General features: G+C 63.0%; 19 protein-coding genes. 5 read left to right on the top strand and 14 right to left on the bottom strand.

Annotation, left to right across the window (positions count from 1 at the left end; translation table 11 throughout):
* Positions 1–11: 11 nt before the first annotated feature.
* Together BLT98_RS00185 and BLT98_RS00180 are read right to left on the bottom strand one after the other, a co-directional pair.
* Positions 12–1547, bottom strand: a complete 1536-nt coding sequence (locus BLT98_RS00185) for a hybrid sensor histidine kinase/response regulator (RefSeq protein WP_092606677.1) — start codon at positions 1545–1547, stop codon at positions 12–14.
* A gap of 11 nt (positions 1548–1558) precedes the next feature.
* Positions 1559–2389: an alpha/beta fold hydrolase gene (locus tag BLT98_RS00180; protein WP_092604761.1), complete on the bottom strand. Its 831-nt coding sequence runs from the start codon at positions 2387–2389 to the stop codon at positions 1559–1561.
* 238 nt (positions 2390–2627) lie between these two features.
* On the opposite strand from BLT98_RS00180, the gene BLT98_RS00175 reads away from it, so the two are divergent.
* Positions 2628–3887: a PepSY-associated TM helix domain-containing protein gene (locus tag BLT98_RS00175; protein ID WP_092606674.1), complete on the top strand. Its 1260-nt coding sequence runs from the start codon at positions 2628–2630 to the stop codon at positions 3885–3887.
* Positions 3888–4209: 322 nt separating this feature from the next.
* The gene (locus BLT98_RS00170; RefSeq protein WP_244517330.1) at positions 4210–6513 is read left to right on the top strand and encodes a TonB-dependent receptor; all 2304 of its coding nucleotides are present in this window, start codon (positions 4210–4212) and stop codon (positions 6511–6513) included.
* On the opposite strand, the gene mdcH is transcribed toward BLT98_RS00170, so the two are convergent.
* Genes mdcH through mdcA form a run of 9 tightly spaced genes read right to left on the bottom strand, consistent with a single transcriptional unit; the run spans position 6510 to position 13811 of the window.
* Entirely contained in the window at positions 6510–7448 is a 939-nt protein-coding gene (gene mdcH / locus BLT98_RS00165) for a malonate decarboxylase subunit epsilon (protein ID WP_092606671.1), read from the bottom strand. The two genes, BLT98_RS00170 and mdcH, sit on opposite strands and share 4 nt — an antisense overlap.
* The gene (locus BLT98_RS00160; RefSeq protein WP_092604759.1) at positions 7445–8053 is read right to left on the bottom strand and encodes a malonate decarboxylase holo-ACP synthase; all 609 of its coding nucleotides are present in this window, start codon (positions 8051–8053) and stop codon (positions 7445–7447) included. The genes mdcH and BLT98_RS00160 overlap by 4 nt, the downstream gene beginning before the upstream one ends.
* The gene (madM, locus tag BLT98_RS00155) at positions 8053–8817 is read right to left on the bottom strand and encodes a malonate transporter subunit MadM (protein WP_034781494.1); all 765 of its coding nucleotides are present in this window, start codon (positions 8815–8817) and stop codon (positions 8053–8055) included. The genes BLT98_RS00160 and madM overlap by 1 nt, the downstream gene beginning before the upstream one ends.
* Positions 8810–9238: a malonate transporter subunit MadL gene (gene madL, locus BLT98_RS00150; RefSeq protein ID WP_092604758.1), complete on the bottom strand. Its 429-nt coding sequence runs from the start codon at positions 9236–9238 to the stop codon at positions 8810–8812. The genes madM and madL overlap by 8 nt, the downstream gene beginning before the upstream one ends.
* 54 nt (positions 9239–9292) lie before the next feature.
* Positions 9293–10105 carry a biotin-independent malonate decarboxylase subunit gamma gene (mdcE, locus tag BLT98_RS00145; RefSeq protein ID WP_092604757.1) on the bottom strand — a complete coding sequence of 271 codons (813 nt, stop codon included), beginning with the start codon at positions 10103–10105 and terminating at the stop codon, positions 9293–9295.
* Entirely contained in the window at positions 10102–10956 is an 855-nt protein-coding gene (locus BLT98_RS00140; protein ID WP_092604756.1) for a biotin-independent malonate decarboxylase subunit beta, read from the bottom strand. Before BLT98_RS00140 ends, mdcE begins: the two co-directional genes overlap by 4 nt.
* A complete protein-coding gene (locus tag BLT98_RS00135; RefSeq protein ID WP_092604755.1) occupies positions 10953–11261 on the bottom strand; it encodes a malonate decarboxylase subunit delta in 309 nt (102 codons plus the stop codon). Before BLT98_RS00135 ends, BLT98_RS00140 begins: the two co-directional genes overlap by 4 nt.
* Positions 11248–12117, bottom strand: coding sequence for a triphosphoribosyl-dephospho-CoA synthase (locus BLT98_RS00130; protein ID WP_244517431.1), 870 nt, complete (start codon positions 12115–12117; stop codon positions 11248–11250). The genes BLT98_RS00135 and BLT98_RS00130 overlap by 14 nt, the downstream gene beginning before the upstream one ends.
* Before the next feature lie 20 nt (positions 12118–12137).
* Positions 12138–13811, bottom strand: coding sequence for a malonate decarboxylase subunit alpha (gene mdcA / locus BLT98_RS00125; RefSeq protein ID WP_092604754.1), 1674 nt, complete (start codon positions 13809–13811; stop codon positions 12138–12140).
* Positions 13812–13930: 119 nt separating this feature from the next.
* Here mdcA and BLT98_RS00120 point away from each other — a divergent pair, with 119 nt between their 5' ends.
* The 3 genes from BLT98_RS00120 (at position 13931) to BLT98_RS00115 (ending at position 16907) form a co-directional block, all read left to right on the top strand.
* The gene (locus BLT98_RS00120) at positions 13931–14848 is read left to right on the top strand and encodes a LysR family transcriptional regulator (protein ID WP_092604753.1); all 918 of its coding nucleotides are present in this window, start codon (positions 13931–13933) and stop codon (positions 14846–14848) included.
* 141 nt (positions 14849–14989) lie between these two features.
* The gene (locus BLT98_RS28535) at positions 14990–15802 is read left to right on the top strand and encodes a hypothetical protein (protein WP_139178904.1); all 813 of its coding nucleotides are present in this window, start codon (positions 14990–14992) and stop codon (positions 15800–15802) included.
* A gap of 16 nt (positions 15803–15818) precedes the next feature.
* On the top strand, positions 15819–16907 hold the full coding sequence (locus BLT98_RS00115) for an XRE family transcriptional regulator (protein WP_170846243.1): 1089 nt from the start codon (positions 15819–15821) through the stop codon (positions 16905–16907).
* A 220-nt stretch (positions 16908–17127) separates the two neighbouring features.
* Here the strand turns inward: BLT98_RS00115 and BLT98_RS00110 are convergent, their stop codons facing one another.
* From BLT98_RS00110 to BLT98_RS00100, 3 genes are read right to left on the bottom strand one after another with little or no spacing between them, the layout of a single operon-like run.
* On the bottom strand, positions 17128–18957 hold the full coding sequence (locus tag BLT98_RS00110) for a glycoside hydrolase family 15 protein (RefSeq protein WP_092604751.1): 1830 nt from the start codon (positions 18955–18957) through the stop codon (positions 17128–17130).
* A 3-nt stretch (positions 18958–18960) separates the two neighbouring features.
* Entirely contained in the window at positions 18961–19722 is a 762-nt protein-coding gene (otsB, locus tag BLT98_RS00105; protein WP_092604750.1) for a trehalose-phosphatase, read from the bottom strand.
* Positions 19722–22010: an alpha,alpha-trehalose-phosphate synthase (UDP-forming) gene (locus BLT98_RS00100; protein WP_170846242.1), complete on the bottom strand. Its 2289-nt coding sequence runs from the start codon at positions 22008–22010 to the stop codon at positions 19722–19724. Before BLT98_RS00100 ends, otsB begins: the two co-directional genes overlap by 1 nt.
* Positions 22011–22084 lie beyond the last annotated feature (74 nt).

The following is a 22084-nucleotide window of genomic DNA, read 5'->3' as shown; positions in this document are numbered from 1 at the left end:
CCGGTTCCGGCTCACTCCGCCTGCAGCATCTTTTGCAGCACCGCATCGAGCTCATAAAAATCCACGGGCTTGGTCAGGTGCAAATCAAAGCCCGCATCGGACGCCATCTGGCGGTCCTTGTCCTGGCCCCAGCCCGTGACGGCCACGAGGATGGCATCCTTGCCGCAGGGTTCACTACGCAGCAGCCGCGCCACGTCGTAGCCATTCATGTGCGGCAAGCCGATGTCGAGCAATATCACTTGCGGCATGAAGCTGTGCGCCGCCGCCATGCCGGCCGTGCCGTCGTAGGCCGTGCGCACGTCATAGCCGAGGATGTCGAGCGCCAGCGCCAGGCTTTCGGCCGCGTCGGCGCTGTCATCGATCACCAGCACCTTGCCCTCGCGCGTGCCGGCCAGCAAGCGGCGGTTGGGCTCGGGCGGCGCCAGCAAAGGCACGGCCGGCAACGGCAGGCGCAATACAAAGGTGCTGCCCTGCCCCACGCCATCGCTGTGCGCGCTGATGCTACCACCATGCAATTCGGCCAGGCCCCGCACGAGAGACAGGCCGATGCCCAGGCCGCCCTGGGCCCGCGACAGGGCCGGCTCCAGCTGCGAAAACAGCTCGAACACCTTGTCCAGGTGCCCGGGCGCGATGCCAATGCCCGAATCGCGCACGGTAATGTGTACTTCGTTTGCCGTGCAGGCCACCTCCAGCCCGATGACGCCATTGGCGGGCGTGTACTTGGCGGCGTTGGTCAGCAGGTTGGCGATCATCTGCCCCAGGCGCGTGGCATCGGCGTCGAGCCAGATGGGCTGCGGCCATTGCTCCACGAGCACTTTGTGGCCGGATTGCGCGGCCAGCTCCGCCACGCTGTGCAGGGCCGCTTCCACCACGGGCGCCAGTTCCACGCTGGCGCGGCGCAGTTCCAGACGGCCCTGCGTGATGCGCGACACTTCCATCAAATCGTCGACCAGGTGCGTCATGTGCCCCACTTGCCGGCCCAGCACGTCCCGCGCCCAGCACAGTTGCGGGTCGTCGAGCTGCGCCAGGCGCAGCACTTCCAGCACATTGCGCATGGGCGCCAGCGGGTTGCGCAGCTCGTGCGCCAGGGTGGCCAGGAACTCGTCCTTGCGCCGGTCGGCGGCCGCCAGCTGCTCGTTGAGCTCGCCGGCCTCCTTGCGCGCCAGCTGCAGCTGCTGTTCATATTTGCGCCGGTCGCTGGCGACAAAGACGGCGATCTCGTCATAACGCACGCCCTCGTGCTCGCGGCGCACGGCGTTGAACAGCATGGGGATGGATTGCCCCTGGCGCTGGCGCATGTCGAGCAAGATTTCCGACACGCTGCCCTGCATCTGCATCAGGGGCAGCCAGTGGGTCTGGTGGAATACGCGCCCGCCGATGGTCAGCAAATCCTGTAATTTCTTTTTCCCGAGCAATTCCCCGGCGCCATAGCCTAGCCAGCCACAGAAGGTGGCGTTCGCCTGCACGATGGTGCCATCGGCCGTGCACAGCAGCAAGCCGCAAGCCGCGTGCTGGAACAGGGTACCGGTATCAGGCAGGGAAGGCATCGTGTCGCGCATTACAGGTGCAGGCCATCGAGAAAATGACGGATGGTGCGGTAGCTGGCGTCGGGCACGCTCATGTGCGGACAATGGCCCACATTCTCGATCACGTGCAGGCTGCTGTGCGGCAGCATCTGGCGCAGGTACTCGCCCACAAACGGCGGTGCGATGAAGTCGTCGCTGCATTGCACGATCAGGGCAGGCGTGCTGTTGTGCGGCAAGACGGCGCGGTGGTCGGACAAAAAAGTGGTTTGCGCGAAATGCCGGGCGATGGTCGGATCCGTGCGGCAAAAGCTGTTCACCAGGTCTTGCCCCAGCGCCGGCTGGCCGGGCGCGCCCATGATGGCGGGCGCCATGCCGGCGGACCAGCCCAGGTAATTGCTCTCCATGGCATCGAGCAAGTCGTCGATATCGGCACGGCTGAAGCCGCCCCGGTAGCCGGCCGCCGCATCGTCGACATAGCACGGCGACGGCGCCAGCATGATTTGTGCGGCGAACAGATCCGGCTCGGCGATCGTCGCCAGCAAGGCGCTCATGGCGCTGACGGAATGGCCGATGCAAATGACGGGGCCGCCGCCGACCGCATGGATGACTTGGCGCAAATCGGCCCCATGCGCGTCGAGCCGCGCATAGGTATCGAAATCATAGGCGGCCAGGTCCGAAGCGCCGCTGCCGACCAGGTCGAACAGCACGGTGCGGTAGCGCGCACGAAACAGCGGCTCCAGGTAGCGCCACATGGTTTGATCACAGCCAAAGCCGTGCATGAACACCATGGTAGCTGCCGCGCCCGCCTGCGGCACACCGCTGCGTTCGCTAATGCGGACATTGTTCCTATCTTCTATGCGCATGCCGCTTCAGCCTTGAATATTTCCACATGGAATGTAAATTAACTTCTTGCTAGCATCTTAGCATGCGCTATTTAACATTGGGCAACACCATTGGCGCTGGACAAACGCTGCGCCACGGCGGATAATGAGAACGATTCCCATTATCAAAATACCAGGCCCGTGCCTGGCTTTTCCCTGTGCGCCCCGGTGGCGCCCGCTGGCGGCAACAAGCCGGTTTTATGTTGAAGGTTTGTACCGCATGCGCGCTTTCTGGACTGTCATACACCGCTGGGCCGGTCTTACCATCGCCCTCTTCCTCATCGTTGCCGGCCTCACGGGCGCCGTCACGTCGTGGGACCATGAACTGGATGAATGGCTCAACGCCGACATCATGGACACGCCGGGCCGCGGCCCCCTGCAGCAACCATTTGCGCTGGCGCAAAAAGTCGCTGCCGCCGACCCGCGCGTGGAAGTCAATTACATGACCCTGGGCCTGGAAGAAGGCCATGCGGCCGCCTTCATGGTGCGCCCGCTAACCGACCCGGCCACGAACAAACCGTTCGTGCTCGACTACAACACCGTCTACATCGACCCCGTCACGGCGCAGATCACGGGCACGCGCGATTCGACGGCCATTTCCCTGTCGCGCCGCAGCCTGATGCCGTTCTTGCGCCATCTGCACTACAGCCTGCACGTCCCCGCCTTCTGGGGCACGGACCGCTGGGGCTACTGGCTGATGGGGAGCGTCGCCCTGATCTGGCTGCTCGACAGCATGGTGGCGTTCTACCTGACCACGCCGCGCCGCTTGCGCCCGCGCGCGCAAGACGAAACGCCGCGCCACCGCGATGCCGCCAGCTGGTGGCAACGGTGGAAACCGTCGTGGGTGCTGCGCTGGGCGGCTGGCGGCTACAAGCTCAATTTCGATCTGCACCGCGCGGGCGGCCTGTGGGTGTGGATAATCATTATTGTCGTCGCGTTTACGTCGTTCTCGCTGAACCTGTACCGCGAAGTGTTTTATCCCGTCATGTCGCTGGTCTCCACCACCACGCCGGGGCCGTACGAAACCCAGACGCCGGCGCCCTACGGCACGTATATCACGCCCGTGATCGGTTTCGAGCAGGCGGTGGAGATCGCCAAAAAGCAGGCCGTGCAGCGCGGCATCGCCTCGCCCATCGGCGGCATTTATTATGGCGGCAACTATTCGTTCTACAACGTCTCCTTCTTCGACCCCGCCGACGAATTCGGCGCGGCCGGCATGAGCCTGTCGAACCTGTACGTCGACGGCATGGATGGCAGCATCATCGGCCAGCACAAGCCGTGGGAAGGCACGGCCGCCGACGTCTTCGTGCAACTGCAGTTCCCCCTGCATTCGGGCCGCATCCTCGGCTTGCCCGGGCGCATCATGATGTCCTTCATGGGCGTGATGGTGGCCATGCTTTCCGTGACGGGCATCGTCATCTGGGAGAGGAAACGGCGCGCGCGCCGGCTGCAGGCGAAAAAGCCAGCAAACTTCACCTGAGGCAGCGACTCCATCACGGCGCAGGCGGACCAATGCAGTCTGCGCCGCACACCTTGCCAGCGGCCTGATCACGCGCAACGCGCAAGGCCAGCACACCTCCCCACTTTACAACCCAGTAGCCGGCACATGCCGGCTGCCTGCGCTGCGCAGCTTCCGTGCGCCAGTCCGCCAATGCCATTAAATGCAGTTTACTTGCAATAGCATTACGCGCAAGTTATTATTGCAACTCTATTGCATTTACACCTTCACGCCGGGCCTGCGTCCAGCACCACCTTCCGCCTTTTTAGAAAGTCCTATGCGCCATCACGTATTCGCAGCTGCCATGCTGTCCACTGCCCCGCTCGCTTACGCGGCGGACGACGTCACCCTGCAAACCATCAAGGTCCGGGCTGACCGGCCTTCCAGCATCGACAGCGTCGTCCTCGTCGAGAATACGCAAGCCCAGAACCGGACCCTGGGCGGCATGCTCGAACATGTCTCGGGCGTGCAAAGCAGTGCCTTCGGGCCGAATGCGGGCGCGCCGGTGATACGCAGCCTGAGCGGCAGCCGCGTGCAGATCCTCGAGGATGGCCAGTCCATCCTCGGCATGAATGCGCTCAGCGGCGACATCAACATCCCGTTCGATCCGCTGTTTGCGCGCAGCGCGACCGTCAACAAATCGTCGGACGCCGTGCGTTTCGGCGGCAATGCGATTGGCGGCAGCGTCGACGTGGATTCCGGCCTCATTTCCAGGAAGATGGAAAGCAAGGAGAAGGACCTGGAATTTGTCCTGCGCAAGGGTTTCAACGATGCCAATGCCCAGGGCTTGCGCATGAACCTCAACGATGGCAAGCACTTCTCGACGAATCTGCAGCTGTCCTTCCAGAAGATCGGGCATTACGATATTCCCGGCAACAGCAAGGCCGGCGTGTGCAACAACCAGCTGTTCCCCTTGAAGGGCGGCGTGAATACCTTCCTGGCCGACAGTTGCCAGAAAGAAGCGAGGATCCAGCAAGTCTACAACAAGGCTTCACAACCGTTTATCGACCAATTCATGACGGAAAATCCGGACTGGGCGGATGGAGACTTTTCCTTCTATACCAATCAGCCGACGTCCGTCTGGCAGCGCAAGACCTACGTCAATCCGGCCAACCCCGCTTACGTGCCGGGTACGCCGTCGACGACCCAGAACAAGATCAACAAGGACGTGACCCCCGACTACCATGGCACCCTGGGCAACAGCTATGCCAGCAATTCCCACTTTGCCGTCGGCAGCACCTACTTTTTCAATCGTGGCTACGTGGCCGTCAGCATCGATACCAAGAATAGCGAGTATGGCGTGCCGGGTTTTTCCATGGAAAACAAGTCTTTCGGCGCGAACTATGACGAAGGGCTGCCCGTCGGCGTGGTGATACAGCAAGATAAATATGCGCTGGAAGCCAATCTGCTCGACCCCGTCGCGTACATTGAAAGCGCGCAACTACGCGTGTCCCGCGTGAGCAATGCCTCGGGAGAACGCCTCGGTGCGGCCAAGGCGAATGACTACCAGTTCGACACCAATCAGGCCGAGCTCCTGCTGGCGCACCGGCGCGCAGGGCCCTTGAGCGGCTTGCTTGGCCTCAGCCATAAAGCCAGGGATATCGCCGGCAGCGGCCCGCAGCTTTACCTGCCCGATGCGAGCACGACCAGCCGCGCGCTGTTCGTCAAGGAAAGCCTCGACGTCGACTGGGCCACCTTCGACGCGGGCTTGCGCCATGAAAAAGTGGAGCACGAGATCCTCAAGAGCGGATTCAAGACGTCGAGGAATGCAAAAAATACCAAACTCGAGGACAGGTCGTTCAGCCTGAACAGCTACAGCCTGGGCGCCTCGGCCAAGCTTGGCCAGCTGTTCGGCGCGAAGCTGCGCTATGCCTCTTCGGAAAGAGCACCCGACGTCAATGAGTTGTATGCAAGCAACCGTCACTATTCGATCATGACCCAGGAAGAAGGCAACCAGGACTTGAAGGCCGAGCGCGCTCGAAATACCGAAGTCACCGCCCTGTTCGGCAATCGCGGCTTTGCCATGTCGGCGACGGGCTATGTCATGAAGTACGAGAATTATCTCTACCTTGGCCACTCGGGCGCCCAGATGGCCAATCGCCTGCCCTTGAAATATTGGAAGCAGACAGATACGACGGTCAAGGGATTCGAGATCGACGCTTCCCAGGTCATACAGCTTGGCAGCTACGGAAAACTGAACCTGTCCGCATTTGCCGACCTGGTCAAGAACAAGGCGGACAACCCCGACAAGCTGCGCGCGCACAACGATGGCGCGTATCTGCCCAACATGCCCACCAACCGCTATGGCGCGAATCTGCTGTGGGAAAACATGGGGTGGAAGGCCAGGCTGTCCGGCACCCGGTATGACAAGCAAAAGTACCTGGGCAAGAGCGTCAGCGAGGAAGTGCCGCTCGACGGCTACACCATGGTGAACTTCCAGGTGAGCCGCGCACTGCAGGTGCCGAACTCGCCGTTTGCAGGCATCGACGTGTTCATCAGCGGCACCAACCTGCTCGATGACGATGCCCGGCCGCACAATTCTCCACTGAAATATATCGCGCCCTTGCCGGGCCGTGGATTCCAGATTGGCTTGAGCGCCAGGCTTTAAGGCACGGCGCCGTTGCGCTCCCGCTGTACCAGCGCCAGCAGACTGTCGCCCCGGTTGCCGTCGCAGCAGATGGCCACGCCGTCCGTGAAGTCGGGCGCCGTCAGCCGCGTGAGGACGCTGCCGGGCGGCATTTCCAGCGCCAGGCGGGCGCCCCGCTCCCACGCCAGGCGCACGGTACTGCTCCACTGTACGCGCTGGGCCATGTTGGCCGCCAGGCTGTCGCGGATGCGGGCCGGGTCGAACAGCGCGCGCGCCGCGCTGCTGCTCAGATAGACGAGCGATGGCCGGCGCAGGGCCACGCCCTCGAAGGCGGTGGCCATGTCGAGCGCCGCGCCTTCCAGCAGCGGGCAATGCGACGGTACGCCGACGGCCAGGCGCTTGGCCTTGCTGGCGCCGTGCGCCAGGGCCAGCGCCATCACGGCTTGCAAGGCGGCTTCGCTGCCGGCAATGGCGATCTGGCGCGGCGCATTCAGGTTGGCGACATACACGGGCGTAGCTGCGCCGTGCACCTCGGCCAGCACGGGTTCGAGTTGCGCCAGATCAAGCCCGATGATGGCCGCCATGCCGTAGCCGTTGGGATATGCCTGCTCCATCAGCTCTCCGCGCCGCGCCACCAGGCGCAGTGCATCCGCATAATCGAGCGCGCCGGCGACGACGGCCGCCGCATATTCGCCGATGGAAAAGCCGGCCACCATGTCGGGCAGCGCGCCGCGCGCCGCCAGGGAGCGCGCCATGGCCACGCCCGCAATCAGCAAGCACAGTTGCACGGCCCGCGTCGACGCCAGCGCGGCAGCCGTGTCCAGCGCCAGGGAATCGTGGCCCAGCACGCCCGCCGCTTCGGCCAAAGCCTCCGCCACGGCCAGGTCGTCGGGCAGCGCATGCAGCATGCCCGGATACTGGGCGCCCTGGCCGGGAAAGGTAAACAACACGCTCATGCCATCTCCCATGGCGTGGCCGTCAGCACGGGACCGTGATCCGTTTTCAGCAAGACCTTGCCCCGGCCCGCCGCCCACTCGGCATACGCAAAGCCGCCACTGCCCGTGTCGATCTGCAGATCCAGCCGGCACGCCGTGACAGTCGCCGCGATGGTACGCAGGGCACCGGCCTGCGCGGCGTCCGGCGGCGCGGCGATGCGCAGCACGAGATCGAGGTCGCTGTCGGCGCGCAGCACGGGCGAGCCGCTGGCCAGGGCGAATCCCACGCCGCCCGTTGGCCCCCAGGCCCAGCCCGTAGCGTCGAGCAGTGGCGCCACCTGCCGCAGCGCATCGAGCGCGGCGCAGGAAACACCAGGCAGCGGCACGTGCGCCAGCATTTCCGGCGCCACACGGCGCACGACGGCGGCAGCGTCTATTTCAAACCCGTGCCGCTCGCTGCGCAGCTGGCCGCGCAAGCCCACGGGGATGCGCCCGGGCGCGCTACTGGCGCGCCGCACCACCAGCGGAGCCGCCTGCAGCCACACTGCATCGCACCAGGCGGGCAAGGATGCGCCGTCCGGCAAGCCGGATACCCATAGCAAGTCATGCGCGCGCCAGGCTTCCATCAGGCCACCACCGCCTTGACGGCAAAGAACAGCAACGATGGTCCCAGCAAGCAGCCCAGGCCCGTATGAAACGTGGCCACCAGCGCGCCATACGGCACCAGCTTGCGGTCCGTGGCGGCCAAGCCGGCCGACACGCCGCTGACGGTGCCGGCCAGGCCGCCGAAGACCATCGCAGAACGGGGCGTTTTCAGGCGCAAAAAGCGCGCCGCGGCGGGCGTGCCCACCATCACCAGGATGGCCTTGATCAGGCCCGCCGCAATGCTCAGGGCCATGACATCCGAACTGGCGCCGATGGCCGCGCCCGTGACGGGGCCGACGATGTACGTGACGGCGCCGGCGCCGATGGTGGTCATGCTGACGGCGTCCGAATAGCCAAACGCATAGGCGACACCGGCGCCAACGAGGAAGGGCAGCACCACGCCCAGCACCAGCGCCACCAAGCCGATCAGGCCAGCCTTGCGCGCTTCCGTCGCCTGCACTTCGAAGGCCGTGGCGACGATGGCAAAATCGCGCAGCATGGCGCCGCCCATCAGGCCGATGCCGCCGAACAGCGACAAATCGGCCAGTCCCTTGTGGCCGCCGCTATGCACGCCGCCCCAGTAAGCGAGGCCCAGACCGATGACGATGGCGATGGCCGAGCCGTGCACGCGGCCGAAGGTCAGGTACTTCGACAGGGCGATCGACAGCAGCATGATCAGGCCGACAAAGGCGAAGGCCGTCACCAGGCCATTGTGGATGGCGGCTTTTTCAAAGATTTCAAGCATGACGGTGCTCCTTCATCAACATCGAGTCGGCTTGCACGCGGTCGGCTTCAGCGGCAGCGATGGCAGCAGGGCTTTCCGAACGGTTAATCAACGAAATCACGGCGCCGCAAACGATCACGGAACCGATGGCGGCCAGCACGGCCACCGGCCCGCCGCGCAGGGCCGCCACCACATCCTGCTGGGCCGCCATGGCCACCACCACGGGAATATACATGGCGCCCCAGTATTCGACGCCCCGCTCCGTCATCTGCGGCAGCCATGCGCGGCGCTGCATGTAGAGCCGGGCGCAGATCAGCAGCAGCATGGCGATGCCCACGCCGCCCACGTTGGTCTTGACGCCCATCAGCTGCCCGAGCAGGTCGCCCAGGAAGATGCCGAGCAAATGGCACAGTGCCAGCAATGCGGTTCCGTAAATGATCATGATTGTCTCCGTTATAGGAATAGGAATGACTTGGTGTCTTCTCTGTTGTTTCACCTACCACTGCTGCTGCAATACCTCCCTGACTCTTGCCGATGCCTGGCGGTGCGGCGCGCCCAGGCGGCTGGAAAGATCCCGCTGCGGGTCGGCGCGGATATCGCCGAGAGCCGCCTGCAGGCAGGCGTCGACGGCGGCCGTATCCTGCGCCGACGGATCATCGGGCTGCGCTACCTGCAAGGTTTGCCACAGCAGTCCCAGGCTGGCGTAGTTCCTGACGTCGTAGGCCATCGGCGCGATGGTCGCGGCCAGTGCTTCGAGCGCTGCCACGGTGCGCAGGGTGATGCGCGCCGCCGACGCCTTGCCCATCGCGTGCACCATCACTTGCGGATCGTCGAGCGCGATCAGGCGGTTGGCCTGGTAGCCGTGGGCGAGGAAGGCGCCCGACATGGCCTTGCCGACGATCAGCCCGATCACGGGATGGCCGGCCAGGCGCGCCTCGGCGTAAGCCCCCGCCGCGCCGGCCAGCGCCTGGTGGATGCCGTACGCTTCCTCGCGCCTGCCATAGGCCTGGCTGGCCACGTCGATGACGGCGACGATGGGCCGTTTCACGGCCAGCGCGCGGTCCTCGGCAACCACCTGCTGCACGGCGCGCGCCAGCTGCCACGCCTCGGCCAGGCCGATTTCTCCCGTGCGGGCACGCGCAAAACGGTTGTCCGGGTCGGGCAGCACGGCGAGGTAGCGCGCCGGCGCGCCCGCCAGCGGCGCGTCGACCACGCGCACGGAAGGCGGGTAGCCGTCCAGCGGCGCAGCGTGATTCGTGAGTGCCGCCAGCCAGACGGCGCCGCGGCTCGTGTCGGTGATGGCGTTCATGCTGTTGCTCCTTTGCTGTAGATGCTACGCACGGCTTCCGGCGTGGCTTGCGGGCCCGCGTCCACTTGCGCCAGGCGGGCCAGGAAGACGTCGGCCTGGTCGCTGCGGTGCTGCGCCGGCACGCCGCGTGCGAACAATGCGGCCACGGTGGCGCGCATCTGCGCCGTGTCGTCTTCCACATAGGCGTCGGCCAAGCCGCTGTGGAAGCGCTGCTCGCCGCCCGTCAGGCTCCAGATGAACGGCTTGTTGCGCGAGTCGAATTCGTCCACGCCCGCCTCCTGCTCGATCACGGCCGGCCCGTTGAGACCCAGGCGCGCCTCGCGCGTGACGACCAGATAGCTGCAGAGGCCCGCCGCGATCGACATGCCGCCGTAGCAGCCCACGGTGCCGGCGGTAATCCCAATGACCGGCTGGTAGCGGCGCAGGTCGACGATGGCGGCATGGATGTCGGCAATCGCCGCCAAGCCCAGGTTCGCTTCCTGCAGGCGCACGCCGCCCGTCTCGAACAGGATCACGGCGCGTGTCGGCACGCCATTGCGGTTGTCGTGCGCCGCCAGTTCCAGCGCGCCGGCGATTTTCGCGCCGCCCACTTCGCCCATGCTGCCGCCCTGGTAGGCGCCCTCGATGGCCAGCACCACGGCCGGCTGGCCGTCGAACAGGCCCTTGGCCACCACCACGCCGTCATCCGCCTGCGCCGTCACGCCCTGTTTCGGCAGCCAGGGCGAAGCCATGCCGCAGAACGGGTCGAGCAGTTCGCGCATGCTGCCAGAGTCCAGCAAGGCTTTGGCCCGGCTGCGCGCGCCCCGTTCGATGAAGCTGTCGCGCTCCAGCAATTGCTTCAATGTACTCATGCCGCCCTCCCCGCTTGCAATTCTTCATACGCTTGCTCGATGCGCATGCGCACCACGCCCGGCGTGGCGCCGCAATCGTTGATGACGATGCTCGCCGCCGGCAGCGGCTCGCCGCCGAATACGCGCTGCAGGAGCGCATCCCACACGGCGCCCTTGCCATCGACGGAGGTGTTCACGACGATGCGGATCACGCCATCGTCGCCAGGCTGCAGCAGCACTTCCAGGTCGCCCGAACCGACGACGCCGGCCAGGGCCCGCCCTGCCGCCGGCCGTCCTGCCGGGAATGTATAGTCACGCGTTTCCATGCGCTTCTCCTTCTGTCAATCGGTCGAGGAACAGGGTGGCCGCCAGCAAGTCCGCCGTGCCGCCCGGCGACACGCCGCGCGCCAGCGCCACCGCTTCCAGCGCCAGCAGCGCCTCGGTGCCGGCGGCCGTAGCCGCGCCGCCGGCGGCCAGTACCCGCGCCGCCCCCGTCTGCAATTCCAGCAAGGCCGGCTCGCCGCCGCGCGACAGCACGCAGGTGTCGTCCAGCTGGCTGAGAATGGCCAGCAAGGCGTTCAGCCGCGCCGTCGTTTCATTGTCGCCGCGTGCCCGCGAGGCGTGCAACGCGGGTAGTCCCGCACCCGTCACCAGTGGGAAGCCGGCGCGGGCCTGGCCCCGAGCGCCATCGACCCGATACTGGCGGCACGCCAGCTCGCCCTTGTTGCCGGTGGCACCAGGCGCGCCGCGGTCATGCAAGCGGGCCAGCGCGCCGGCCCGCGCCGCCACGACGTGCGGCGCCAGCGATGCGCCCCTAGCCCCCTGCTGCGCCGCCGCCGTCACCAGCAGGCCCAGCGCCCAGATGGCGCCCCGGTGCGTGTTCACGCCGCCCGTGGCTGCCAGCATCAGCGCCTCGCCATCGCGGCCGATGGCGCCGATGCGCTGGCGCAGCAGGTCGTCGTCTTCAATCTGCGCGCCAGCGTCGGCCATGGCTTGAAACACGGGCTCCAGCACGCAGGCCGAATGGCACATCAGGACCCAGTTCAAATCCGCATGGGCGCCACGGCTGCGCAGATCGACGAGGCCCGGTTTCGGCGTCAGGGTCACTTCATCGAGCAGCGCCTGCAGCACCTGCCGCGCCAGCGCCGCAGGGCGTACCTGCACCGGCACTGTCGTCGTCATTGTGGTCATCATTGTCATCATTACCAGCTCCTGAATTTGGCGGGTGGTTGATACAGGCCGTCCGACCATTCGACCAGGTCGGCGATGCTTTTTGCGGCCAGCAGCGAGCGGCTGGCTGCGCCGCGCTGCACGCCGATATCCTCGGGCAGCGCGATCAGGCCGTCGGCGCGCAGTTTCGCCGTCGTCTTCGGGTCGTGGCGCAGGCCGATGGGCGTGACGCCGGCCACGGCCGCCAGCATGGCCTTGCGTTCGTCCAGCGAACGGGCCTTGTACAGGTAGGCGATGCCCTCTTCCGTCAGTACGTGGGTGACGTCGTCGCCATAGATCATCACGGGCGCCAGCGGCATGCCGCTGGCCTGGCCCACGGCCACGGCGTCGAGCGATTCGACGATGGTCGGCTGGCCGCCATCCTGGAACGTTTCGACCATCTGCACCACCAGCTTCTTGCCGCGCGCCAGAGGGTCGTCCGTCTCGATCAAGTCCAGCCAGGCCGGCGTCGGGTGGCGCCGGCCATGCGGATCGTGGCCCATATTGGGCGCGCCGCCGAAACCGGCCAGGCGGCCATTCGTGACGGTGGACGAATTGCCCAGGCCATCCATCTGCAGGGTGGCGCCGATGAACAGGTCGACCGCGTACTGGCCGGCCAGCTGGCACAGGGCCCGGTTCGAGCGCATGGAACCGTCGCGGCCCGTGAAAAACACGTCGGGCCGCGCGGCCGCATAGCCTTCCATGCCCAGCTCCGCGCCGAAGCAGTGCACGCTCTCGACCCAGCCCGTCTCGATGGCGGGGATCAGGGTCGGATGGGGGTTGAGTACCCAGTTGCGGCAAATCTTGCCCTTCAAGCCCAGCTGCTCGCCATACGTGGGCAAGATCAGTTCGATGGCGGCCGTATTGAAGCCGATGCCGTGATTGAGCGACTGCACCTGGTGTTTTTCATATACGCCGCGGATCGCCATCATGGCCATCAGCACGTGCACGGGTTTGATCACGCGCGGATCGCGGGTAAACAGGGGCTCGATGAAGAACGGCTTGTCGGACTGCACGACGAAATCGATCCACGAGCCGGGCACGTCGACCCGCGGCAAGTCGCTGACATCGTCGACGATCTGGTTCACCTGGGCGATGACGATGCCGTCGCGGAAGGCGGCCGATTCCACCAGGGTGGGCGTGTCCTCGGTGCTGGGGCCCGTGTACAGATTGCCCTGGCGGTCGGCCATGTAGCCGGCCACCATGACGACGTTGGGCGTGAGGTCGACGAACAGGCGCGCATACAGCTCGATGTAGGTGTGGATGGCGCCCACTTCCAGCAAGCCATCCTGCAGGAACTGGGCGATGCGCAGGCTTTGCGTGCCGGCAAACGAGAAATCGAGCTTGCGGGCGATGCCCCGTTCGAACAGGTCCAGGTGCTCGGGCAGGCTGACGCTGGGCATGATCAGGTGCAGATGGTGGATCTTGTCGGGATTGACCTGGGTCAGCATGCGGGCGAGGAAATCGGCCTGCTTCTGGTTATTGCCTTCAAGGACGACGCGGTCGCCCGGCGCGAGCAGCGCTTCGAGCACGGCGACCATGTCGCCCTGTTGCAGCACGGGGCCGCTCGCGTACTGGCGTACGGCTTCCAGGCGGCGGCGCTTCTCGGTGCGCCGCGTGTCCCATTGTTTTTGCCGCTGCCCTGGCGCTGCTGTGGCGGTTGACATCTTGCCTCCGGAATGAGCTATCGAACCCCGACGATAGAGCGAAAACGGAACCGCGACAATCAACCTGCTACCATGTTCATTACCCTGAAGTTAATGAACTCACGATAATCACGGTGATCATGGCCATCAACGAAGAAATTACCCTGAAAAAGCTGGAAGTTTTTCTCAGTTTCATGGAATTGAACAACCTGGCCCGCGTGGCCGATGCGCTGGGCCAGAGCACGGTCAGCGTGCACCGCGCCCTGCACTCGCTGGAAGACGGCTTGCGCTGTCCCCTGTTCAAGCGCGAGGGGCGCAGCCTGATCCCCCTGCATGCGGCCTACACCTTTGCCGAATCGGCGCGGCGCGCGCTGGCCGAATGCGAGGAAGGCGTGCGCAAGGTGCGCGAAATGTCGGGCATCAACCCCGTGCGCCTGAAGATCGGCTCGCTGTATTCATTGACCCTGCACTGCATCCCGCAACTGGTGATCGCCCTGAAGCTGCGCCGGCCGGGCCTGGACATCGACCTGACGCTGGGTTCGAACCGCGAACTGCTGCAAAGCCTGGCCGACGGCAGGCTGGACGCCATCATCGTCGGCGTGCAGGAAGACGAACAGCATGCCGGGCTGGTGGCCGTGCCCCTGTTCCAGGACGACATCTTCCTGGCCGCGCCGCTGGCTTCGCCCTATGCGGGGGCCGCTTCCGTGGACTTGCAGGCGCTGCGCGACGACAAATTCGTCACGCTCAACGAAGGCTTCGTCACCTCGCAAAGCTTCAACCATGCATTCGAGCTGGCCGGCTTCGTGCCCGACACGGCCATGCGCGTGGGCGACATCTTTTCGCTGATCAACCTGGTCAGCGGCGGCATCGGCTACAGCCTGCTGCCCGGCAGAGTGCGCGCCTTCAGCTCCCGCATCGAACTGATTCCGCTGGACGCCCGCTACGGCTCGCACCAGCAAATCACCCTGCTGATGCTGAGCAGCCGCGAGCGCGACCCGAACTTGCTGGCGCTGGCGGCGGAGTGCAGGTTGTATGGACGTGGTGAACGCAGCGAATGATTCTGTTCAGCAGGCTCTCGGGTGCTTAATAGATTTCTGCTTTATGAACGCTTTCAGAATATCAGTAGCCATAAAAGTTGCCAGTAGCTCTTACGATCCGTGTTCGAGCCTACGAAGGAAAGTTCTCGCCACCACGCCACCGTGCAGACGAAAAATGCTTATAGTCAAATTGAGCGCCAACTTCCGGTTTATCAACCTCATTCCGTGGTAAGATTATCGGAAGTAAATTTACCTGTGGAGGCTTCCTTGTTACAAGAACTGCCTGGTATTCCCCCGATGCCCAATCAATTTGTGTGCAAGGTAGTCTGGGAGCCCGCATTGGTCTCTAGTCGCCTCTCTGAACTGAGCGCAAGCCTGAATGAAGCGTTGTTACGAGAGGTCAGCGAACATGGCTACCGAGCGCGAATTGAAGCGACAGAGTTACACTCGACCACAGCCGCTGGTTCATATCATTGGCACGCTGCTGTGTACGCTATTCGCTCTTTATTAGTTGAGCGCGGATGGAAACCTGAGAACACGCGTAATTGTCCGTTTATTGTCGACCCCAATCGAAAAATTGCAATTGTAGTAATGACAGGTGATTCAGATACTGGCTCCATCGGCGGATATCCCACAAATCAAGCAGAAAAAGGGGCTGTTCTTAAACAAGCTGTAGCCAACAACTACAAACAATTGACTCTTTTTAACGCAGATTTGGCATCTACAAGGCTTGCCAATTCGAAAGAAGCTACACAACTGTGGGTTTTACTTTATCACGTCAGTACTGGCTCAAATGGGAAATCTGAAATTAGAGCTGAGCTCTCATTGCCTTCGGAATTTGAAAGAAAAAAAATTATAAATTGGAAAGAGCGAATTATTCTCTCTTCCATTCTACCTGATGGTGAAGCTTTTATTCAGAATGACAGTCCCACTGGACCTATTGATGTACCCATTGAACGACGCACTGGAACATAAATAATTTAGAGGTATAATGTTTTTTAACCCATCAAGGCTAACGTTCGCTCGTACACGACGCGGATTTACGAAGGCTCGCCTTGCCAAGGAATTAGGTCTGCAAGTGCGCTCGATACAAGGGTATGAATTGAGCGAATACACGCCAGAACCGGAGAAACTTGCAGCGATTAGTGCGCTCCTCCATTTCCCAGTAGAGTTTTTTTCAGGAGACGACCTGCCCGTTATTGAACCGGACACAGTCAGTTTCCGGTCAATGTCAAAAATGTCCGCAGCACTAAGAAACACCGCTCTAGGTGCTGGTGTAATGGCATTCTTACTCAACGATTGGATAGAAGAACGGTTTCGCCTTCCGCAGACCAACTTACCTGACCTAAGTGACCTATCCCCTGAAGACGCAGCAGCAACCTTACGTCGTGTTTGGGGCTTGGGAGAGACTCCGATCGGCAACCTTATTCATCTACTAGAAGCAAAAGGAATTCGGGTCTATTCATTAGCGATTGAAGCTAAAGAGGTAGATGCATTTAGCGTGTGGCACAGGGAACATCCTTTTGTCTTTCTCAACACGTTCAAGTCTGCCGAACATAGCCGATTTGACGCTGCTCATGAGCTAGGTCACTTAGTCCGCGACCGACATAGCATGTTGCACGGAGAAGATCATAACCCGGAGATGGAACGTGAGGCTAATGCATTTGCCTCGGCATTCCTAATGCCGAGAGCGAATGTACTCGCAAGAGGTTCTGGAGTTTTGACGCTAGACAAACTGATGCAGATAAAACATATATGGGGGGTCTCGTTAGCGGCTCTTGCATATCGAATGAATCATTTAGGCCTATTTACTGAGTGGTCATATCGCAATCTTTGCATTCAAATGGCAAAAAATGGCTATCGCACCTCAGAGCCGAGACCGATGCGCCATGAATCCTCTCAAGTTTTACGAAAAATTTTCGATGCACTTCGGGCAGAAAAGATCACACGCAGCATGCTGGCGAAAGATCTGTGCATCATGCAGGAAGATATTGATAATTTAACTTTTGGGCTTACCCTATCCACTGTATCTCCCAGCACCGCAATGGCTGCTCCGGATAGTCGTCGAGTCTTACTCTAAGCCTACTCGAAGGTGACTTACCGCCACAGACATCTTCTCATATAACTGAGAAATTCAAAGTGGAATTTTATTTTAGATGACACCTTTTAGTACAAAATCCGCGCGATAAAGGCATTAAACATATCGATCAAACGCTGCATGAGAAAAGCCCGCTTTCAGCGGGCTTCAAGGAAAAAATTAAATCAAACTCAATTAGAATAATTAAGCTGGAATAGCACAGTTAAATAGCACTATCCCAAGGCGCCGACAACCTCACCGCGCAGTTAATCAAGCCCACCATCGAATACGTCTGCGGGAAGTTCCCCCACATCTCCCCCGTCACGGGATGCGTATCTTCCGACAGCAAGCCCAGGTGATTGCGCGCCAGCAACATTGTTTCGAAGATTTTGCGGGCTTCGTCTTTCCTGCCGATGCGGGCCAGGGCGTCGATGCGCCAGAAGGTGCAGATGTTGAAGGCCGTTTCCGGTTTGCCGAAGTCGTCGGGCGCTTCGTAACGGCGCATGTAGGGGCCGTCGCACAGCGATGCTTCGAGGGCGTCGACGGTGGCGATGAAACGCGGGTCCATGGGGTCGATGAAGTTGACTTCCGCCATCAACAGGACGGACGCGTCCAGGTCGCGCCCGCCCAGGCTTTCCGCGAACGCCTGGCGCTCCTCGCTCCACGCCTCGCGCAGCAGGCGTTCACGGATCAGCACGGCGCGGCTGTTCCAGTGGTCGGCGCGGTCCGGCAAGCCCAGCTTGTGCGCGACTTTGGCCAGGCGGTCGCAGGCCGCCCAGCTCATCAGCATGGACGAGGTATGGACGCGCGCCCGCGTGCGCAGTTCCCACATCCCCGCGTCCGGTTCCGCATGCAGGCGGAACGCCTGGTCGCCCACGGCTTCCAGCGCGGCGAACTCGGCTTTTCCCGCCCGGTGGAATAATCGGTGGTCGAGGAAAGCCTGGGCAGCACCGAGCACGATGTTGCCGTACACGTCGTGCTGGAAGTGTTCCTGCGCCTGGTTGCCGACGCGCACGGGGCCGTTGCCCCGGTAGCCGGGCAAGTGGTCGAGCATGGATTCGGGCAACTGCTCTTCCAGCCCGATACCGTACAGGGGCTGGATGTGGCCGCCTTTCGAGCGGGCGACGATATTCGTCAGCCAGCGCAAATACTCTTCCATCGTACCCACTTCCGACAGGCTGTTCAATGCACGCACGACAAAGAAGGCATCGCGCAGCCAGCAGTAGCGGTAATCCCAGTTGCGGCTGCTGCCGGGCGCTTCCGGGATGCTGGTGGTCATGGCGGCGATGATGGCGCCCGTGTCTTCATATAAAGACAGTTTTAATGTGATGGCGGCGCGGATGACCACGTCCTGCCATTCCAGCGGCACGGCCAGGCGCCGCGTGTAGGTGCGCCAATAGTTGATGGTTTCCTTTTCGAAGATGCGCGCCGTTTCGTCGATGCCGCCGGCCAGGGTTTCATCCGGGCCCAGCAGGAAGTTGGCCGTGCCGCCCAGCACGAAATACGTTTCGCTCAGCACATAGTTGAGCGACACATCCGTGTTCAGGCGCAAGGTCTGTTCCGGCCCCACGTAGCGGATATGGTGGCTGCCCTGCGTGATTTGCGGCGCCAGCTTGCCCCAGTCGTAGCGGGGGCGCAGGCGCACCCGGATACGCACGGCATGATCGAGCGGCCGCACCCGGCGGATCAGCATCAGCGGGCGGAACATGCGGTCGCGGCTGAGGAATCGGGGCGCGAAATCCGTGATTTCCACGCCCCGTCCGTCCGTGTCGTACAGCCGCGTGCGCAGCACGGCCGTGTTCGGCTCATAAAACTGTTCGCTGCGGGCAAAGTTTTCAATGTCGATGGCCCACACGCTGCCGTTTTCCGTGGCGTCCAGCAAGCCGTTGAAGACGGGATCGCCGTCGAAACGGGGCAGGCAGGACCAGACGACCTGCCCCGCCTGGTCGATCAGCGCGCTGAAGGCGCAATTGCCCACCACACCGCAGTTGAGGGATGCTGGCGCGGACGCGCCGCCGGGGGTGTCATCAGCTTGTTCAGTGGATATGGTCATCGGCTACTCCTTGAAAGGGGATACAGACGCGGCCAGCAGCGCGGCGCGCAAGGCGCCCGGGCTGGCCAGGCGCAGGGTGGCGGCGCTGGGGCCCTTGCCCACTTTCACGCCCTGCCCGCCTGCTAGTTGAACATAGGCAAAGCCTGCCTCGTCGGTGGTGTCGTCGCCCGCGAACACGGGCCGGCGGCCGGCGAATGGCATTTCCTGCATGAAGGCGGCAATCGCGCCGCCCTTGTCGGTGGCAGCCGGCTTGGCTTCCAGGACCATTTTGCCATGCAATAGCAATACCCCCGGGCACGCTTGCACGGCTGCGGTCATTTCCTGCAGGCATAATTGCTCGAGATCTGGCGCCAGCCGGTAATGCAGGGCCACGGCACCGCGCTTCTGCTCCACCAGCAAACCGGGGTACCTCGCCGCCAACTCCTGCGCACGCGCCAGCACGGGCGAGACATCGGGCGTGGCCGCCACATGCAGCACGCCATCGGCGCCGCGCCGCTCCACGCCATGCACGCCGGCAACCGGCAGGGTCAAGGGCGCCAGCATGGCATCGAGCTGGACTATGGGGCGCCCGGAAATGAGGGCCAGCGCGCCGCCGTGGCGCTCGGCCAGCAGCGCCAGCGCTTCGACCACGCCCGCTTCCAGGCGCACGCCATCGGGCGTGGACGCCAGGTCGACCAGGGTGCCGTCGAAGTCGAGGAAAACGGCTGTGCCAGGCGTACCCAGCAGTTGCAGCAAGGCCGCGCTATCGTCAGGGGTATCGTCCATCAGATCCCCTTGCGCCGCTTGATGCGGCTGTGGGCGTCGATCTTGGTCATGACCTTGTCGCGCTGGCGCAAGCGGGCCGCGTCCAGCAGCATGCGCCCGGCCCAGCGGTAGACATTGAAATGTTTCACACGGGCCCGCATGCTCTTCATGCGCTCGCGCTGCTCCACGGGCGGCATCACGAGGGCGCGGTACAGGGCGTCGGCACCCTGCTCGATGTGATACGGGTTGATGATCAGCGCTTCATGCAGCTCGCGCGCGGCGCCCGTAAATTGCGACAGCACCAGCACGCCCAGCTCGTCGTCGCGCGCGGCGATGAATTCCTTGGCCACCAAATTCATGCCGTCATGCAAGCTCGTCACCATGCACACTTCCGAGGCGCGGAAATAGCGTTGCAAATCGTCCTGGCCGTGGTGCTCCGCTTTCAGCAGGATGGGCACATAGTCTCCGCTGCCGAAGCGGCGGTTGATGCGCTCGACCATCTTGCGCACGCGCGCGTCGAAGCTTTGATATTCATCGAGCGAAGCGCGGCTGGGGGCGGCGATTTGCACGAAGGTAAAATTGCCCACCATGCCAGGCTGCTGTTCCAGCATGCGCTCGACGGCCTGGAAGCGCTCGACGATGCCCTTCGTGTAATCGAGGCGGTCCACGCCGATGCCCAGCAAGTGGTCGGACGCCACGCCCAGTTCGCTGCGGATTTGCGCGCGACAGGTGGCTACGTCCGGTTGCCCCGGATTGTCTTCCGGCCAGGCGATGGAAATCGGGTAATCCTCGACCTGCGTCATCTCGCCGCCATAGGAAATCGTCGACGCTTCCGGCTCGATGCGCGTTTCCAGGTAGCGGTCCACCGTTTCCAGGAAATTCTTGCGGTGGAATGGCGTATGGAAACCGAGGATGGTGCTGCCCAGCAAGCCGTCGAGGATTTCTTCGCGCCAAGGGCAAATGCCGAACGATTCCGAGTTCGGCCAGGGGATATGCCAGAAAGTGATGATCGTCGCTTTCGGCAAGGCTTCGCGCACCATGCGCGGCAACAAGGCAAAGTGGTAATCCTGCACCAGCACGACGGGGTTGTCCGTCTTCGCCTCGGCGATCACGGCGTCGGCGAAGCGGCGGTTGACCTTCACGTACTGCTCCCAGTCGGACGAGCGGAACACAGGACGCACGTGGGCGATATGGCACAGCGGCCACATGCCTTCATTGGCGAAACCATAATAATAGCCCTGCTCTTCCTCGTCCGTCAGCCACACGCGGCGCAAGGTATAGCTGGGATTGTCCGGCGGCACGGGCACATGGTCGAGCTTATCGACCGTCTCGCGGTCGGCGGAACCGGCGCCATGCGCGATCCACGTGCCGGAACAGGCCCGCATCACGGCTTCCACGGCCGTCACCAGGCCGCTGGCGGGACGCTGCACGGTGATGCCGGCATCTGTTTTCGTGTGGATATACGGTTCGCGGTTCGACACGACGAGCACCTGGTCGCCCTGCAAGTCAGCTTCCAGCAAGGCGCGCAGCTTGTCCGGTGTCCAGTCGGACGACCAGCCGTTGTCGCCCTGGCGTTCCAGGTGGTATTCCTGCAGCAATTCGCGCAAGTCGCCGATCAGCGGCTGCATTTCCGGCGGCGGCGCGGGCGCGGCGGCGGGCGCCGTGGCGGCGGCCACTGCCCCATTACTTTTCGGCAGCAATTCGCCCCGTAAAATATCCTTCACGGCCGACAGCCAGCCGCGCCAGCTCAAATGGGCCACGAACACGGTCATCAGGGAAATCAATACGGCCAGCACGGCCAGGAAGGCAAAGATGAAGCGCTTGGTATCCGTATTGCGGCGCTCGACAAAGCTCATGTCCTGCACCAGCACCAAACGGCCCAGCTGGGATGCATCCTGCATCACGGGCGTTTCGCTGATGTGGACTTGCCCTTGCGGCAATTGCGCCAGGGATTTGTACAGCCCGCCCGTGGAAGGCGTGCTCCAGCAGCCGATGGAAGCGGGGTATTGCGCGGACTGGTAAACCAGGTGGCCCGCGTTGTCGCAAAAGCCGATGGCGATCAGGCGTTCGTCGCGCGTGGCGCCCTGGAACAGTTCGCCGATGCGGGTGGCATCTTGCGCGGGCAAGTATTCGGTGAGCGAGGGCCGGAGGGTTCCGGCGAGCAATTCTGCCCGGCTGTCGAGGTCGCGCACATACCAGCGCAGGGTGATATTGTCGAGCAGCGGTACCACAATATAAGCAAACAATCCCAGCACCAGAGCCAGTGGCAGGATGAAGCGCAAGGACATTCGGAGTGATCGTACTATCATCGTTTTCCTTTGCAAAAACAAAAAGCATGGCAAGTATGACTATGTTTCCACTGCGGCGACGCCCGTTTGCTTTC

Origin of the sequence: Janthinobacterium sp. YR213 (assembly GCF_900099875.1) — a bacterium.
GTDB classification, from domain to species: Bacteria; Pseudomonadota; Gammaproteobacteria; order Burkholderiales; family Burkholderiaceae_D; genus Janthinobacterium; species Janthinobacterium lividum.
Note: the sequence above shows the minus strand (reverse complement) of the source record. Positions and strands in the feature narration are given on the sequence as shown.